The organism is Microcoleus sp. D3_18_C4 (genome assembly GCF_036702355.1).
GTDB lineage: Bacteria > Cyanobacteriota > Cyanobacteriia > Cyanobacteriales > Microcoleaceae > Microcoleus.
On sequence record NZ_JAUBTF010000076.1, the window covers coordinates 13,643 to 30,492 of the forward strand.

The 16,850-nt window shown below is 44.3% G+C and carries 15 protein-coding genes and 1 pseudogene; 9 read left to right on the forward strand and 7 right to left on the reverse strand.

Annotated elements, in window-relative coordinates; genetic code table 11:
• The first annotated feature begins 43 nt into the window (after positions 1 to 43).
• The 7 genes and pseudogenes from QUA90_RS26440 (at position 44) to QUA90_RS26465 (ending at position 8,540) form a co-directional block, all read left to right on the forward strand.
• Positions 44 to 1,069 (forward strand): sigma-70 family RNA polymerase sigma factor, encoded by a 1,026-nt coding sequence (locus QUA90_RS26440; protein ID WP_333448344.1) that lies wholly within the window; start codon positions 44 to 46, stop codon positions 1,067 to 1,069.
• 90 nt (positions 1,070 to 1,159) lie between these two features.
• Positions 1,160 to 2,764 (forward strand): patatin-like phospholipase family protein, encoded by a 1,605-nt coding sequence (locus QUA90_RS26445; RefSeq protein ID WP_333448345.1) that lies wholly within the window; start codon positions 1,160 to 1,162, stop codon positions 2,762 to 2,764.
• Positions 2,765 to 2,884: 120 nt separating this feature from the next.
• Entirely contained in the window at positions 2,885 to 4,042 is a 1,158-nt protein-coding gene (locus tag QUA90_RS26450) for a transposase (protein WP_333448346.1), read from the forward strand.
• Positions 4,043 to 4,341: 299 nt separating this feature from the next.
• Complete coding sequence (gene panD, locus QUA90_RS26455) at positions 4,342 to 4,842, forward strand: aspartate 1-decarboxylase (protein WP_333448347.1); 501 nt, start codon at positions 4,342 to 4,344, stop codon at positions 4,840 to 4,842.
• A 115-nt stretch (positions 4,843 to 4,957) separates the two neighbouring features.
• Positions 4,958 to 7,531 carry an ATP-grasp domain-containing protein gene (locus tag QUA90_RS26460; protein WP_333448348.1) on the forward strand — a complete coding sequence of 858 codons (2,574 nt, stop codon included), beginning with the start codon at positions 4,958 to 4,960 and terminating at the stop codon, positions 7,529 to 7,531.
• A 164-nt stretch (positions 7,532 to 7,695) separates the two neighbouring features.
• Positions 7,696 to 7,923, forward strand: a pseudogene (locus QUA90_RS30585) (phytochelatin synthase family protein); the annotation flags it as partial.
• A gap of 440 nt (positions 7,924 to 8,363) precedes the next feature.
• Positions 8,364 to 8,540, forward strand: a complete 177-nt coding sequence (locus QUA90_RS26465) for a hypothetical protein (RefSeq protein ID WP_333448349.1) — start codon at positions 8,364 to 8,366, stop codon at positions 8,538 to 8,540.
• Positions 8,541 to 9,065: 525 nt separating this feature from the next.
• On the opposite strand, the gene QUA90_RS26470 is transcribed toward QUA90_RS26465, so the two are convergent.
• Complete coding sequence (locus QUA90_RS26470; protein WP_333448350.1) at positions 9,066 to 9,350, reverse strand: hypothetical protein; 285 nt, start codon at positions 9,348 to 9,350, stop codon at positions 9,066 to 9,068.
• A 532-nt stretch (positions 9,351 to 9,882) separates the two neighbouring features.
• On the opposite strand from QUA90_RS26470, the gene QUA90_RS26475 reads away from it, so the two are divergent.
• On the forward strand, positions 9,883 to 10,137 hold the full coding sequence (locus QUA90_RS26475; protein ID WP_333448351.1) for a hypothetical protein: 255 nt from the start codon (positions 9,883 to 9,885) through the stop codon (positions 10,135 to 10,137).
• 25 nt (positions 10,138 to 10,162) lie between these two features.
• Here the strand turns inward: QUA90_RS26475 and QUA90_RS26480 are convergent, their stop codons facing one another.
• Positions 10,163 to 10,321 carry a hypothetical protein gene (locus tag QUA90_RS26480; protein WP_333448352.1) on the reverse strand — a complete coding sequence of 53 codons (159 nt, stop codon included), beginning with the start codon at positions 10,319 to 10,321 and terminating at the stop codon, positions 10,163 to 10,165.
• Between the two features lie 562 nt (positions 10,322 to 10,883).
• Complete coding sequence (locus QUA90_RS26485) at positions 10,884 to 13,958, reverse strand: DUF3854 domain-containing protein (protein WP_333448353.1); 3,075 nt, start codon at positions 13,956 to 13,958, stop codon at positions 10,884 to 10,886.
• 122 nt (positions 13,959 to 14,080) lie between these two features.
• Between QUA90_RS26485 and QUA90_RS26490 the strand changes: the two genes are divergently transcribed.
• Positions 14,081 to 14,203, forward strand: coding sequence for a hypothetical protein (locus QUA90_RS26490; protein ID WP_333417700.1), 123 nt, complete (start codon positions 14,081 to 14,083; stop codon positions 14,201 to 14,203).
• Positions 14,204 to 14,337: 134 nt separating this feature from the next.
• On the opposite strand, the gene QUA90_RS26495 is transcribed toward QUA90_RS26490, so the two are convergent.
• The 4 genes from QUA90_RS26495 to QUA90_RS26510 all read right to left on the reverse strand — a co-directional run bounded on the left by QUA90_RS26495 (position 14,338) and on the right by QUA90_RS26510 (position 16,671).
• Entirely contained in the window at positions 14,338 to 14,565 is a 228-nt protein-coding gene (locus QUA90_RS26495; protein ID WP_333448354.1) for a hypothetical protein, read from the reverse strand.
• Positions 14,566 to 15,019: 454 nt separating this feature from the next.
• On the reverse strand, positions 15,020 to 15,655 hold the full coding sequence (locus QUA90_RS26500; protein ID WP_333311817.1) for a Uma2 family endonuclease: 636 nt from the start codon (positions 15,653 to 15,655) through the stop codon (positions 15,020 to 15,022).
• A gap of 241 nt (positions 15,656 to 15,896) precedes the next feature.
• Entirely contained in the window at positions 15,897 to 16,298 is a 402-nt protein-coding gene (locus tag QUA90_RS26505; protein ID WP_333448355.1) for a hypothetical protein, read from the reverse strand.
• Positions 16,299 to 16,386: 88 nt separating this feature from the next.
• On the reverse strand, positions 16,387 to 16,671 hold the full coding sequence (locus tag QUA90_RS26510; protein ID WP_333178857.1) for a ribbon-helix-helix domain-containing protein: 285 nt from the start codon (positions 16,669 to 16,671) through the stop codon (positions 16,387 to 16,389).
• Between the last annotated feature and the right edge of the window lie 179 nt (positions 16,672 to 16,850).

Sequence of the window (16,850 nt, forward strand, 5' to 3'; positions counted from 1 at the left end):
GTCTTATTTGCCCTCAATTGGGTTCACTACCAGTTATTGATTTATGTCAGATTCTCAAACAGTTAGTGCATCATACCTGCAGGGTTGCTCTGAAGATTTAGGGAAAGGGTTTTGGCAGCAATGGCAGCAGTATCAAGATTATCTTCACCGTTGCTGCATTAAGTGGATGGGGGGGAACCCGACTGATGCTGAAGATGCCTTGAGTCGGGCGATGCTCAAGGCTTGGGAAAAGGTGCAAAAGTACGCGGCGGGGGAAATTACTAATTTTAAGGCATGGCTGACGACGCTGACTCGCAATCTGTGCGTGGACATTTATCGTGAACGCAGTCGGGGAGCGAATCGAGTTGAGGATATAGAAGGTTACGCATCTAATGAGGAGCAAGGACTGCTACGGAGTGAGGATACGCCAGAAATTGCTTTGGAGACTGGCGAAAAAAGGATGGTGATTCGTCGTGCGATTGACAATTTACCTCCTCGGTTGCGCGAGACGTTTATCCTGCATTTTTATCAAGAACTGTCTTATCCAGAGATTGCCCAACAGCAAGAGATTTCCTACCAGAATGTCTGCAAGCGCATATCCCAGACGCGGGCTATTCTGCGAGAGGAGTTGAGGGGATATTTTATTGGGGAGGAGGCGACGGATAGGGATAAATTTGTTCCACCGACAGCAACGGAGTCGGCAATTGGGGAAATGTCCCAGGGAAATGCGCCAGTTGAAGCGATAGCAGAGGAGACGGTGACGTTACTGGAGGAGGTGCAGACTGTTGGGGAGGTGCAGGAGGTAGCACCTGACGTGCAGCATTCTGAGTCGGTGATGGGTGCGACGAGTTCTGATGGGAAGTTAGAGGAATTCCTGTCTGGCGGCGCTGTGGAGGCAACCACACAACAGCTTTTTGTGGGGAAAGTTGGGGGAGAATGGGTGCTTGTGCGATCGTCTCGTTCTCCTCCTTGGGATTGTTTTCCTTGTTTTCAATTCTTTGCTAAGAGTCTGTCGGGGATGATGAGGGAAAGTTTCTTAGATGTGAAACTTCTCAGTAGAGGACATCGAGATAAGGGAAACAGATTTTAAATTTAAAAATTCAGAAATATCTCTTTAGATACGTCTTAATAACGAAGACATAAAATAGAACTTTCAAAGATCAATGCTAGGAGGAAGAGTATGGAAACTATTCGGGTATTATCAATCGATGGGGGTGGCATTCGTGGCATCATTCCATTAATGCTACTAAGGTATATAGAAGAAACAACTGGATATCGAATACATGAGTTATTTCATGTATTGGGTGGAACTTCTACTGGAGGTATCATTTGTTTAGCATTAAACTCAATAAATCCAAAGACAAAAAAGATATACACCGCAGGTGAAGTATTGGAATTTTACTTGGAAAAAGCAAGCAAAATTTTTAAAAAAAGAGAAAATTTTTCCGACACAACTAGGAAAATTTTCAGTTATTTGAATCACGATGAAAAAGGAGCAGGTTTTTTTGAATCGCAATATGGCAAAGAAGGAATAGAAGAATTTCTAAAAGAAGCATTTGGTCAAAACCTAAAAATATCGGAATTGCCAACGTCTTGTGACGTAACAGTTTGTAGTTACGACATTAAAAATGATAAACCACACTATTTCACAAAGGAATCAGAAGACTGGCTAGTATGGCAAGCAGCAAGAGCTACATCAGCAGCACCAAGCTTTTTTCCAGTCGCAGAATTTAACAAAAGTGGACAAGCCAGTAAATTTATTGACGGAGGAGTGTTCATCAATAATCCAGCATTAAACCTCTACTACAAAGCTAAAGAAATGAATCCGCAAAAGCAGATTATCCTGGTGTCACTCGGAACAGGAGAAGCTACTAATGAATATAACCCAAGCAATGATGGAGCAACTGGTTGGCTAAAAAACGGAGCCTTGCTAGAAATTATGATGAAAGGAGTATCAAAAAATGTTGACGAAATAATGCAAAAAATACTCAAAGAAAACTATTACCGGATGCAAGTGCAGTTAGATAAGCCAATAGATCTGGATGCAACCGAACAAAATGTGCTATCTCAACTACAGGTTTATGGGAGAAGTATAATACATGATACTGGTAATGACCGATTTAAGCAGCTTTGTCAAACATTGGGGAATAAGAAAATAGCATTTCCGTGGATTCAAGTTGCATACATAGATGGAGAAAACATGGAGGAACAAGGAAATGATGACTGGAGTGGAGCAAAACGAAATTTGTATGTATATCGCCCATCGAAGCAACTAATAGATGAAGGGTGGTATTGGTTAGGACAATATGGAACAAGTCATAAATTCAACCCAAAAAGAACAATTATAGTAAAAGCACTAAGGGAAGGAAATTTCTTTAAAAAACCAGAAGACTATATATTAAGATGGAGTGATAAAGGCTCACGGAATAAAAAAAGCTATTCAGCATGGCAAATAATACCACCGAAGGGATATTTGGCAATGGGAGCGCTGATGAGATTGAATAAAGGAAATTATGAACAACCAACAGAGCAAGAAACAGAAGGATTGATGTGTGTAAGGGCGGATTTATGTGAAGACGCACAGGTAGGCAACGAAAATGTGTGGGATGATAGCGGGACATGGGCTACAGAAAATGTGACTCTATGGCCAATAGAACCGAAAAGTGACGAAAAAGGAATAAACCCAGGAACATTCATATGTTATCCAGCAAAACAAAGTAGTAAACCGTCAGAAATACTAGAGGCATGTATAAAGAAACAAATAGCGGAGGAAATAACATATTAAGCTTAGTGGTGCAGAAAACTCCTGAGATGCTTAAGGAGCCTAGAGAATCATAGTTAATGGAGAAAAGGGGCTTGCGCCGTGGTTCGATTGTTTTAGCGAAAAACAAATCCACGTAAAATAATGGCTACACCCCAACTCTATCGTCAACTACTCGGACAACTTGGTCAATGGATTGTCCCCAAAGATTTTCGCCATCTGAAGAACTGTGCAGAGATTGTAGCAGCAATATTAGAATCGGAAAGTGCTTGCGCTTCCCACTGGATTCCTTACCTAAGCCATCGGGACTGCCAAGCCCGTAGCCATATGGAGCGACTTAGCTACTTCATGAATAATGCAGCAATTAGCGATAAAGTGTTGTATGTGCCATTGATTAAACAATTTCTCAAAGAATGGACAGGGCAAGAACTAATTCTAGTCATAGATACCAGTATGTTTTGGGACACTTATTGCCTGATTGAAGTATGTGTGGCGTGGGGCGGTCGCTCTATCACTCTTGCTCAAACTGTGATTAAACATGGTAGTTCTACAATTAGTTTCGAGCAATATCTACCCGTGTTAGAAGCAGCTAAATCTCGACTACCAACAGACTCAAAGCCAACTTTACTGGCTGACAGAGGGTTTGAACATGGAGAGCTGATGCGGTGGCTCACAGCACAGCAGTGGAACTGGGGCATTAGAGTCAAATCTAATCTCCAAATCACCTTGGCTAATGGCAAGACACAATCTTTGAAGGAACTATTTCCACCTAAAGACCAAGTGTATTTATTTTCAGGCATTAAAGTGCTTGGTGATGTAGAGTGCAATTTAGGAACGGCTAACTGTCGTGGAGTGAAAGAACCTTGGGCCGTACTGACAAATACACCCTTATCACTACAAACATTCCAACTATATGGCAAAAGATTTGGCGGAATTGAACCTCGATTTAAAGATTATAAGTCTGGCACGTTTGATATCTTACGGTCGAAAATTAGGAACGCTCAAGCTTTGAGTAATTTATTAATGATGATAGAAATTGCTGAAATATTAGCAATTAGATTGGGATTGAGAGTGATAGAAACAAGCTCCAGAAGTAAGATAGATTGGCATGGTGAAAGAGGTTTAAGCCTTTTACAGCTTGGTATCAGAGCTATGAAAAGTTTAGGTCATCAAGCTCGTTTAATTCCACTTCTCACGCCCATTCCTTGGGTGAAAATTCCTCCCGCTTGTGCTTCTCTCAAAAAACTAGCGAAGTTAGAGCGGCGGATTGAATTTTCTAAAGTTATGTCATTTTCTTCTTAACAAAAATAGTTTTCTGCACCACTAAGCATATTAAGGGAAAGGTGAAAAGAGGAGCGAGAAGAAAAAAAAGAGGAGAAGAAACCAAACAAACCCTGTCAATAAAACCAGCCCAGTAGTCAGGGCAAACGCATATTCCCAACGTTTCTCAATAGTTAGCACAATATCGATACCTATTGATAATATTCAGGGCTAATTTAGAGGATCTGATGGCTAGAACCATAATTCTTTCGTTGGCTAAAATTTATTATGCGTTTGCCGTGGCTCAGTAATGTAACTGACCAGCAAGAAAAAGGAGTAATATGGCTACAATCAGACTGATGCACGCTAAACTTCATCGAGTACGTGTGACCGATGCCAAGCGCGATTATGTGGGCAGTATCACCATTGACCAAGAGTTGTTGGAGAAAGTCGGAATACTGCCTCTCGAAGAAGTGGAGATAGTCAACATCAGCAACGGCAACCGTTGGTCAACCTATGCTCTGCCAGGAGAGGCAGGAACGGGTTGCGTCTGTCCCAATGGCGGGGGAGCGCTTATGTGCCAGCCTGGAGACATCCTGATTATATTCTCCTACGAGTGGTGCGATCGCACTGATGTTTTACGCACAGGGCATACAGCGCGGGTTATTGTTGCAGATGAGCAAAATCGCTGTAAAGAATTTTTCCACCAAACCTTAACCCCTTGCGAGAACAAACTTTTATTCGACCCTTCGCAACCCCTTACAGTTAAGAGTGATAGTGAAAGCGCCAGCTTTGATTTGAAGAACTGCTTTGAGCATAGCATCGGCAGTCCGAAACAATAGAATTAGCAACTCTGGAATCTGGAATAATCTAGGGAGTTTTAACAAGCTTTTTAAAATTCCCAAGAATTCCTCGGTTTGATTAGCTAACAGCCACTTCATAAAAGTATAGTCAAATATGTTTGAGACACTCAACTCAGTTCTCCAAGCTTATAAGCTGAAGTCGATTAAGGAAGCTCCGGCGGAACTAGAATCAGATGAAAGCAAACCCTGTCTTGTTTTCTTTACTTTAGCGGACGAAAGGCTTACATTACTCCTGGCTGCAAGTAGAATTTTACCTGAAAGTGCTTTTATAGTAACTGAACCGACTTGGGTAAAAGTTCTGCAAGAAGGGAATAAATCTGTATTATACCTCCTTGAAGGGATTACCATGAACGAATTTGGTCAATGTTTTCACACCAAATTCAAAACTCCTCAGAGGATAACTTTTTTATGTAACTTTTGTACCGAAGCGGGTTTCAGTTTTTATGAACCAGTCCACCAAGAGAAGGCTCAAAAATTTCAATTCTATGAGGGACTGGCGGACTGTCCGATGTCAAGTGGTATAGAACTGGAAGAATATACCAATGACAAACTGCATACTCGCTTACTTGCTGCTGCAAGAAATGTCAATGTACCCCAAACGATGGCTTTTGGCTTTTTTTTGGATAAATATAACCATCATCCCATCACTCCACAAGTTCAATTGATTTCCCTATCCAGAAATCTTTCTAGTGATGAAATCCGAAAATATTTGACGGCATTTCCTGCTTCTAAATTTGTGATTAAGCCTTCTGGAACAAGGTGGATGGGAAGCCGACTATGCACTATTGAATCAAAAGATAATCTGGATAGGGCTGTTGAAAACTTTAAGAAATGTATGGATTCACTCCAGGACAATGATTGTCTGCTTGTGGAGAAATTTATCGATTCAAGTATTACTGATAATTGTAACCTGGGTGCAAGGCTGAGGGTATTTGTAACCCGTCGCCCCAATAATGTTGTAGAAACTTCTGGGATTATCTGCAATCTAGGTTATGTTGACCAACCCATCAATGGAGATACTTCTGAAAGTTTCTCAATTAACTATGTGTGTAACTTGCTTCAGTTGACGAACGAGGAGAAGAATCAGCTTGTTGATAAAATTAACCGATTAGGTGAAGCGGTACTAGAGCCTATTATTGACTACGAAACGCAATATTTAACCCATGTACCCCAAAACAAACAAACAGATTTTATTGGTTTAGATGTTGTTTTGAAAAATCACAAAGGTCAATTAGAACCGTTTCTAATTGAAGTCAACGATCACGATTGCATTAGCACCTTGCAGCTCTACGAAGTGCAACATTCTCCCAACAGGACTGACATCCTAGATAAATGGGTGGAAACGATGTTATACCGCTGCTATCAATATATGCTAAAAGGCAAGAATATATTGATGATTGGAGGTGGAGGGTACTCAAAGCTGAATATTTTTGAATTTGCTAATCAAGTAGGTATTAATATTATTTTAGTTGATAGCAATCCTCAACATTTCTCTGCCAGTTACAGCAGCCAGTTTTTCAATATTGATATTGACGACCATACCAAAGATATTGAAAATGCCCTAGCAATTGTGGAAGTCGTCCGCAATCATTGCATCGCTGTGGACGGAGTAGTTACGTTTTGGGAAGATAATGTACCTTTGTCCTCTTTAGTCGCCAGCTTTTTAGGGAAACCAGCCAACGATTATCAAAGCGCAAGCATCGCTAAAAGCAAATTATTGACGCATAAAAAAATTCTAGCTGATGAATTCAATAAACTAATTTTTGACTGTCGGGAATTCTCCAATGGCGTAGATTTTCGAGTTTTAAATAATGTAGCTGATGTCCCGAATATTCCACAAAAATACTATCCTTTAGTAATTAAATTAGATACGGGATGTGGTTCCTTTGGTGTAGAGGTAATTCAAACAAAAGAAGAATTATTAGCTAGGTTTGAAGACTATAAAAGCTATATTCAAACCGCCACACAGTATGGTGCTGGGTTAAGTTTTAAGTATCAAATATTTGTCACGCCTTACCTGCAAGGCTCTGAGCATCATGTTGATCTCATTATGTTTGATGGTGAATTAGTAGCTGGTTATGTAACTGATAAAAGCCCAACGATGCCTACTCTCTGTAAGGAAATGGCGGAAATAATGCCGAGTTTGGTGGACAGAGAAAAACAAGAAAATATGATTCATGCAGCCTGGAAAGGTTGCCACAATATTGGCTTAAAAGATGGTGTTTTTTGTGTAGACGTGATTTACACATCACTGGGAGTAAAAATTTTAGAAATTAATGCGAGAATGGGTGGTTTTTATATATCTAAATGGCAATTTAATTTACGGGATGTCAACCTAATCCTGTATTCCTATCTAATTGCTTGTAGGATTAAACCGTTTGTTAATCAAAACAGCTTACCCCGCCTGTACTACAACGGTTTTCTATGCTACGCCTCATTACATAAGCATATTCTAGATGTAGCAAAGCTTAAAGATTTATCGTCAGATCCGGATTTCTTTGTAATTCTTCTAGACAAAGGAATTCCCTCAGATGAAAAATATGAAGAACCTTATGCTTCTGTAGCGATTTGCTCTCAAAATATTGCAGAGGCCAAGCAGAAAATGAAGAGGTTTTTAGATGAGCATTCTCTCAATAGGGAAGAATATAGGTTTATATGTGAGGACTAAATTATTGGCTCTACAACTAGGAGCTAGGAATCTATTTACTTGCCGGTGTCGAGAAGCAAGGAAATCTGACAAAGGGGACAGCCAGCAATGATGGCAGGTACATTACACTCTGTCAATGGTTTTTCTGATAAAAACCACAGCTACGCTCGCCAGAGCAAGAGCTACAGGATTTTCAACCGCTTAGCGCTCACATTGAAACCCCAAAGCGTCCTGCGTATTGTGGCGCGGCTAGCAGTGTAATGGTTCTGAATGCGCTCGGCTTGATCCTGCTCGCTACCGCGTTGAGAAATACTCCAGACAAATGGAGTAACGCAGTTGAGAGTGGGATAATGATGACTGCAAGCAGAGAAAATATTGGGCTACGGCTGGCTGGCAAGGTGAAGCTAGCCTGATATCAGTTTCTTGTTGGGGCTAGACGATCGGACGAATTAATTAGGCATTGAGCCGACATACGCCACAAAGTCCTTGTTTTTCGTGTCCATAGGATGCCATTTCACGATGCCCCCATCTACCCGCCCTGGCTGCGTTCATCATCGCCGTGACTTCGGACTCTAGTCAATATTCCTGGTCGCGAACTTCAGAAGATTTCTTATTATTATTCGACTCTCTAGCTTTTAGAAGTCGGGCATTATCTTGAGGCAACGGTGTATTAGGCATCTTAGAAACCAACTCAGCCCCAACCCAGCACAACAGATTTATCTATAATATTTATCCATAATTTTTGAATTTGAGATCAGAAAACGCGCTCGTATAACTTTCCCTCAACGGGTTAAGACAGAAAAACCCGGACTGCCACCATATAGGCTATCCCGGCTTGAGTATACACGCCTGCATGAAGATAGAACGGCACGGCCAGGCAAAAATACTCACGCAACAGGAAATCGAGCTTTTGTTCAACAAAGGTTTGCCTTCCTCACGCGATCGCACCCTCTTCGGGGTTTGTCTCTACACGGCTTGTCGTATTGCCGAAGCTTGTTCCCTGATGGTCAAGGATAGCTACTATTACTAGACTAGCCTGCAGCATTGCGCTTTCAAAGAATTGTCTCGACCTTAAAAGGTGCAACTCGCGACTCGGCTACCGTTACTCGAATATCCGAATAAGCCTGCAAGCCGCTTTGACGCAAGCTCCCCATTGACCCTATCAATCCGAGTCCACCTTGACCAAACTAATGCAGGAAAATCGATATAACTGAGCCAAAAAAATTAGCTAAAAATTGAGAGGAAAAAAGAGGAGAAAACAGCACATTTATTACTCATTACACCTCCTATTTCCTACTTTTTTCCTCAGAATAAGTATAAATGCTTATCATTTTTTGTAAAAAATTGTTGCTTTTGGCGTGATTTTCTGTACTCCGACACCTCTTGAATCCTCCTCAATCCTCGTAATTAGTACGGTAGTCGCATAGCAAGCCATGTCAAATAGACGTTATAGGGGGGTAAAAATGATCAATTTATGGTTTTTGCAAGAGTGCCAGAGGAATTGTTGGGAGTTAAAGTTAGCTCACGCTCACTCTGGGCAGCCAACGGGAGAAGTTTAACGGGCAGTTTGGACTTTGATAGAACTGTGCTTCTGCCAGTCGGTCTTGAAGCCAGGAGCGAGCCAATTGGTGTACAGGGCAGCCGCCTTTACGATGGAGCCGAGCATCGCACGACGCATTCGAGTTGGTGCTGTTGAGTATCGGCGGCGGATGCCCGACGCGATCGCGCCTTGCCATCCTGTTTGCAAGCGAAGCAGCCGGCTGATGTCGATGATGGCGAGGGAATCGTTCGTCCGATAGCCAGCAAGAGCGCGATCGCCTTGACACCTAGGATTCCCCATTCATAAGGGTGCATCGTTTTTGTTTCTGCACGTAAAAGTCAGGTTTGCGATCGCAAAACCATTGCTTGCTACTAATCGAAAACAGCCATAACCAGCCTCAACAAGCAAAGGCACGAACAGCACAAAAAAGCAGTAATTTGACCGAAAAAGTCAGGCATTTGCAGGGTATTTTCAGGTAAATACAGGTAAAGTGCAGCCCCTGCAAATACCTGCACTTGCCTGACTTTATACTGCAAACGCCTGACTTTATACTGCAAATCCCTGATTTTAGCTGACGCAACAATTAGCTAAATTTTTAGCCTTTTTAACAAAATCCGAATTGATTTAATAGTCAAGTTACGGTCTGGTAAGTTGAATTGAAAATCAAGTTGAGCAAGTGCGAAAAAATTGGCAACACAGCAGCCGTTATGTCAGCCTTGACAGTCGCATAAATTGCTGTTGTCGGGCCCGCGCTTTGCAATCGGCTAAACTGTTGCTATGAAGGCAGGTTAAGAGCAGACCCTAATACGGTGTCTTAAGGGTGAGAGCGTCTGTGATCGTTGCAACGCCGGTCAAGGAAATCAAATTTCCCCGCCTATCCATTTATAGAAATAGTAATTTCTTATTCCCTATCGATTTACAAGGAAATCAACCAGGAGCGATCGGGCTGCCCAACAAGCCGATCGCTCCTGGTTTCTCCGTGGTCAGCAAGGAAAAATCAAAGAGCGGCAGACCTAGGAAAACTTTCGGCAATATGCGTTTTTATGCGTTTTTATGCGTTTTTATGAGATCGCCCATCACCTTTTAGCTGCTTAAACTCTTCAAATTGCGTCTCACCAACTATCGCCACAATATCGACCGATGCAAGAAAAGCCCGCGTCGATTGCCGCCACAAAATCCTCCTCAATAGCTGAAGCTACGGCGCCAGATTGGTAGCCGCTCGTCTGTTTAATTCTATGAGCTCTGTCATGGGCGATCGAGCTGTCGCTCAAGCCGTGAGCTCGCTACCCAGATGTGACGGGAGGAATTGATGCCAGTGCTGCTACGAAGTTGTCACAACAGCAGGAGCAATGTGAGCAATCGGCACAGTCGAAGAGCGGGTAACAATCAAGCTACTTGACACCTAGGATTCCCCATTCATAAGGGTGCATTATTTTTGTTTCTGTACGCAAAAGTCAGGTTTGTGATCACAAAAACATTGCTTGCTACCGAGAGAGAACAACTATAACCAGTCCCAACAAGTCAAAACACGAACAGCACAAAAAAGCAGTAATTTGGCAGGAAATTGCAGGTGGCAAGCAGGATATTTTCAGGTAAATACAGGTAGAGTGCAGCCCCTGCAAAAACCTGTATCTCACTGATTTTGTACTGCAAATGCCTGATTTTATACGGCACTTGCCTGACTTGAGGGCACACAAAAATTAGCTAATTTTTTTGGTGGCGGCTTCTAGAGAAGCCTCACGCCTGGTTCATTCGGCAATCCGCAAGAACCGGGTAAATTCTGCCGTGGCCGCGACCGGTGACTGGTAGCCGATCGATCGCCCGCAACCGCACCTACTGAATCAGCGCACTAAACGCCTCCCGTTCAGATTCGGTTAACCCAGAGTTCCAAACTTTCTGACGATCGGCGGCACCGGAGTTGCAGACCTCTTTCAGCGAACTCAAGACGGATTTCGCCGTCTCTGCGTCGTTGCGATCGATCGCCTGCTGGACAATTTCAACCAAGTTTTTTTCGTTTTCGGTCAAATTCCGAAGCGCAGTAAACGCTTGCCAGTTTTCAATCCCAGCGACTTCGGCTAACTCAGATTCGGTAATGTCCTGATTGACGATCGACTCTTGGATATACTCAGCGATCGCCTTAGCAGTAGCCGGAGACTGGTATCCAAGCGCCTCCCCAATGCGTCGGGCATAATCTTGCAGCAACAGCAGATTTGACTGTGACGACCCAGTTGACGGCGTGATCGGCGCGACTGTTGGCGGTGTTGGTACTGTTGGTGCTGTTTCCAGTTCCGGGGGGGCGATCAAAACTTGCTCCGCTGCTCCCGAATAAGTTGGTGGTGGCTCCAATTCCAGCTCGTGCTGACCTGAATGTAGACCCGAATGTAGACCTTGTGACGGCTGAATATCTTGCTCTGTATGGCTCGTGTAGACCGTGTAGACCTTGGGGGGGGGTAAAGTTTCTATAGCATCAGCAGTAATGGTTACTTGGTCAAGTGATGCTGAATCCGTGCCAGCGCCAAGAATGAGATTTGAGTCAGCAGAAGTATTTTCATTTTTTTCTGCACTTCTTGAAGTTAGGTCTACATGGTCTACATAATCCTTATGCAGTAAGGGTTCTAGGTCTACATTCAAGTCTACACAGTGTAGACCTAGGTCTACATTTTTCTGTTCAAGCAACTCCTCTACGGTCGTGATGCCTTTGTCGGTATCCGTCCGCAACCTCAACCCTTTGATTACTACCCCAACCGCCGCTCGCTCTTTGCTTACATCTTTCCAACCCAACACTTCCCGGCAGAGTTCAACTAAATCTGCTGAGAAGTTGTTTTTGCCTTTGGCGCTGTATCCACCACCAGTGCAGTAATAGTTATAAGAGCCAAACAAGGTGGAGTTAGTTGGTACGTAAGTTGCATCTTTCCATTCATTTTTGTCGGAGCCGACGGCAGTTTTGGCATCAGCATCATGTATCACTAACTCGTTGAGCCATGCTGCCATCGGGTCAGCGCGTACCCTATCCTCCCAGAATGTGCCGTTTATAGATTGGTCTTCAGGGTCTAGAATCCGCTCGATTTCTGATACTGGGATTGAGAGCAAATACTTGGTAAATGCGCTTATTTCTGGCTCGAATTCGCGTACTAAGTTACGATTGCGCTTAGTGGGAGTATATGCAAATTCGTGTTGAATAATCCGCCGCTTTAGCCAAGAAAGCGCACTTGCCGGAAAGCAGGGTTGGTTAGCGGTTATCAGCGCCAACCCAGGGAATCGAAAAGTAACCGAACGCTCGTAAAGATTGCGACCGTTAATCAACGCACCGCCAGTCATTGACCTAAAATTTGACAGATTGCCTGTATATTTTTCTTGGTCGTCAAAAATAGCTAACCGTTTGGTTTGTAATTCAGCTATTTTGTCTTGTTTGGTGAGGTCTTCAAGTTTGCCAACCCAAACATTCTGTTCGCCTACGAGCAGTGTTACCAATTGAGTATAAGTCCCTTTCCCCGTACCTCCGTATCCAGTTCCTATTAAGAATTTTTGGAGCCCAGACATTCCTCGTAAGGTAGCGGCACAGAAGGCAAGCAACTCATCTTTCATACGCTTGTTGCCCCTAGTTGCTTGGTCTAGCCAGATTTCAATTCTTTTCCATCCAGCATGAACGGCGCTACCTTGATACTTGCGTGGTAACACCCAAGTCAATCTGAATCCTGGGGCGTGTTCGTGCCATTCATTAGTTAGAAGGTTTAGTATGCCATCCTCAAAAGGTAGAAGCTCGTTTGATGGTCGCTCTAACCATTTAAATTCAAACAATGTGCGCTGGAGCCAGCCCAAAACATTTTTGATGAAGTTGTTATTCGGCATTACTCCCCGCGCTCGACACAAATTATGAACTATGTGCCGAACATAATCATCTGCCACTTGTGTCCAAACTCCTGGGAATTCGAGACTATATTTCATCCAAGATTTATGAGAACTTGAATACAGAAGTTGGTCGCGCAAGTCCTCAGCGAGTTGGTCTCCGATGATTTCTGATGTTACTGCTTTTTCTTTCTTTTCCCCTTCGGTATCACTCTCTTTCTCACCAAATAGCTTTGCTTTGCTGAGAATTGCTCGAAATTCCTCAATCCCTTTATGCTGAATAAAATCATCCATGCCTTTAGTATTTTTCACCTCGCCGGACTCAATCACTGAGGCAGCGGCCCAGGCTCCCGTGATACTTCTCACTGGCACATTGAATTTAGCCAATTGCTTAGCCAATTTCTTCTCGGCCGCCCGCACATTTGGATTTGTGGTCGCATCGGCATCAAAGCCAATGATAAAGCCAAAGCCAGCCTCTGCGAGCTTTCTCAGCGCGGGTACTAGAAATCGCTGATTTTCGGGGTCGCGGGCTTTACCTGTGAGGCCTTGCTCTACTCCCAGCAAGGAAATCGTAGGGATACCATTCGAGCACCCGGCAAGGGCTTTAAATACTCCCTCAGTAAGGAGAATATAAGGCACATCATTGATATAAAAAGCTTCTCGCTTTAGGGCTTCAATCTCCCAGTAGAGCGGGTTGTCGGGGGATGGGGGGACAAAAGCATCGAATTCTCCGACTGACGTTAGATATTTTGGCGGCTCCTTTTTGCCTCGCTTCGGTTCTCGGACATCAGGCCGGAATTGTACTTGCCCATTTTGCCCTATGAACAGGATGCCCGCCGATTTTGTCGAAATCCCATAGAGCGAAGCTTGGGCGATGCTGGCACTGAAGCTGCATTCGCGGGCCCAAGGATTGAGTAAGCCTCTGCCTGCGATGTGGGCTTCATGTTCGGGGGTGAGGAATTTTTCGCCGATGCTGCATAGCGTTCCTAATCCCTTCAAATCCGGCGTGGATTGCGCGGTATCAAGTCCTTGGCTTTCTTGTGTAGATTGTGTGGTACTCATTACACCGCACCCCCGATCGCAGCTTCAAAACCGACCGCAGAAAATTCCCGGTTAGTTGTCGTATTTTGCGGGGAATATAGTGAAATTGAGTTACAGCCCTTGTTTGAAGACTTTTTGAAGCTATGAAAGCTATGGGTGGTGTCAGAATTCTGGGAACGTGCGATCGTACCGCTACAGCTAGCCAGCAAGTTAGCACGAAGGCTAGCATTAACCGCCACCTCGCCAATGGGGCGCGTGTTTCTTGAAACCAGGTGTGACATAATATTGGTAAGAGCCGCCCTTTATTGCGGTGTGATTCCTAACTTTGTTCTAAAAACCCGCCAAGATTTTTGATGGCAAAGTTAGGGTGTATAAAAAATCGTAAAAAGCGCTGGAAAGCTTACGCTGCCAGCGCTTCTTCGTTGTGTTCGTGCGAATTAGTGCCGTTCTCTCCGTTTTCTGCTAGCAACTGGCAATGTTTTTCGGCGTGCCGAATGTAAAGTTTTAAAGCTTCATTGATAAAGCCAGAGCGAGACTGGGAAAAATATTCGGCATAGGTATCGCAGTTGGCGACAACTTCTGGTTGCAGCCAAACTGCAACTTGTACTTTGTTTTCCGAATAGAGCATACGGTTTGCCTCAATAATCGATCAGCAAGTAAATAGATTCTAGCACCTGAAAGTCAGTTGCGATCGAACCGTGTATTTGGGCAGCAAAACAGGTGCAAACCTTACTGGCTCGATCGTCCAGCTCCCAAAAAAAACTTGTAAGAGTTCTTGCATAAACAGTTTGGACTGTGAAGAGAGGACGAACAAATATCAGTTATTCGCAAACGCAAAGATGGTTCGGAAATTTGAGTAAAAGTACGGGGCAACCGATGGTTAGCAAGCAATTTTGACTTATTTACGACTTTACCCAAAGTGGTAAATTTTACGCAAAAAAACGGCAGCTTGAACTATTAAAAACAAATAAATTCCAATAAATTCAAGTAAATTCAAGCCGATCGCCCGCAACTCCCCGCAACTCTCCGCACCGCCGATCGTCCGCGCCGCCACAACTCCCCACGGGCGATCGATCCAGTCTCTAGCTCGGTTCGGTTGGTGGCAAGCCGGCGCTAAAAATCTGTTCGGCTGTCAACTTCAGTTGTGGGAAAGTTAGCGACTCAATCAGGTCATCTCCCCGAAACTGGCTGATTTGATACTCGCCGTCAACCAACTGGTAAACCGAGAGAGTGGGTTGTTTGGGATTGCCAACGAACCGCCGGCCACCCAAAGCAGCATAGTCAACAACCCAATATTCCGGGATACCAAATTTTTCATAATCGGCAAACTTGAAATGGTAATCATCCTGCCAATTAGTGCTAACGACCTCTACAGCCAGCCGTACAGAAGACCCCATCGTGATGATGGATTCCCTATCCCAGCGCGGTTCGTTTGCGAGAGCCACTTGGTCTAAGACAATTACGTCGGGCTGATAACCTGCCTCATCACGAATGGGTTTAAGCAGACAGTCACCGGGGATAAAGTAAGGCAATTTCAGTCGCCTGATTTCTGCACTGATTTCATCCCTGGTAAAACCTGTAACACGGGAATGGGGGCCAGTTCCTAAAGGCATTTCGACAATTACTCCTTTGTGTAGCTCGTAGCGGCGGACTGAGTTCTCTGGATACCAGGCCGCGAACTCGTCAAATGTGACTGTCTTGGTTTGGGTTTGGATCATGGTTGCCTGTTTCCTTTGCTAGACATTTGCTAGACATTTGCTAGATACCTGCTAGATATTAACTAGCACCTTTACTTGCCTTACCCCGCTTGGCTTTCGCTGCTGTCGCTGGCTTGGGTGCTGTGGGCTCCGGTTCTGTTGGCTGCGGTTCGGATGTGCGATCGGGAGTTTATACCAAGCTTTGTTAAGAAGCCGATCGCCCGCACCGCCCCAACTTCTCCACGCTCGATCGGCAGCCGCTTCAGTTTTGCCCGCCGCCGTTGCCCCGGTTGCGGAGTTGGTTGTTGAGGTACTGCCAGATGTCGCGAATTTCTGTCTGAATGATTCGCATTTGCTCTCGCCATTCGTTGTTCTGCTGGGAAATCAGCCTCAGCGCTTCTTGATGGCTCCCGATTGCTGAAACCAGACCGTCAAAACGTTGAGCCAGTCGGTCAACGCGATCGGTCAGTTGGTCAATCCGCTCGGTCAGACGATCGATGGCTGTCGCATTGGCAAGAGTTTGAACTTCCAACCGCCTGATCGCTTCGCTGTTGGCAGAAGTCTGAGCTTCCAGCCTGGTCAGAGCCTCGGTGTTTGCCTGCTGCTGCACTGCGGTGGCGGCAAGGATTGCTTCTATTCGGTCTAATCGATCGGAACTGTTCATTTACTTCTTTGTAATAAAGGTCAAGGAATGGCGGTCGGCATGGTTTGGGTTGAATTGTGAGAATTTAATGCTAGAGGGTTACTAGACATTAGCTAGCACCTTTACTTGCCTTACCCCGCTTAGCTTTCGCTGCTGTTGCTGGCTTGGTTGCGATCGGCTCCGGTTCTGTGGGCTGCGGGTCGGATGTGCGATCGGCAGCATCTGCTAAGTCAGCCTCGGTATTTTTTAAAGAATGCCGCTTGCGGTACTCTGCAATCGCTTCTCCTAAAAGGATTGCTGCCATCTGGCTTTTGGTACGCATTTCGCGGTTAGCTATCTCATCTAAAGCTTCCCAAGTTTCATCGGGAATTACAGCATTTAGTTTTCTACTCATTAGTTCATATTCAATATCTCTCCTTCCATCATGCTATGTTCTGTCACCTTCTGTTTTGATTGTACTATGTGCAACCATGATGTGATGTGCTATGATGGAAAACATCAGAATCGATTCCAAATCGATTCTGAATTGATTCTCCCAAAGCAGGCGAAACTATGGAACTTAAAAACCAGGCT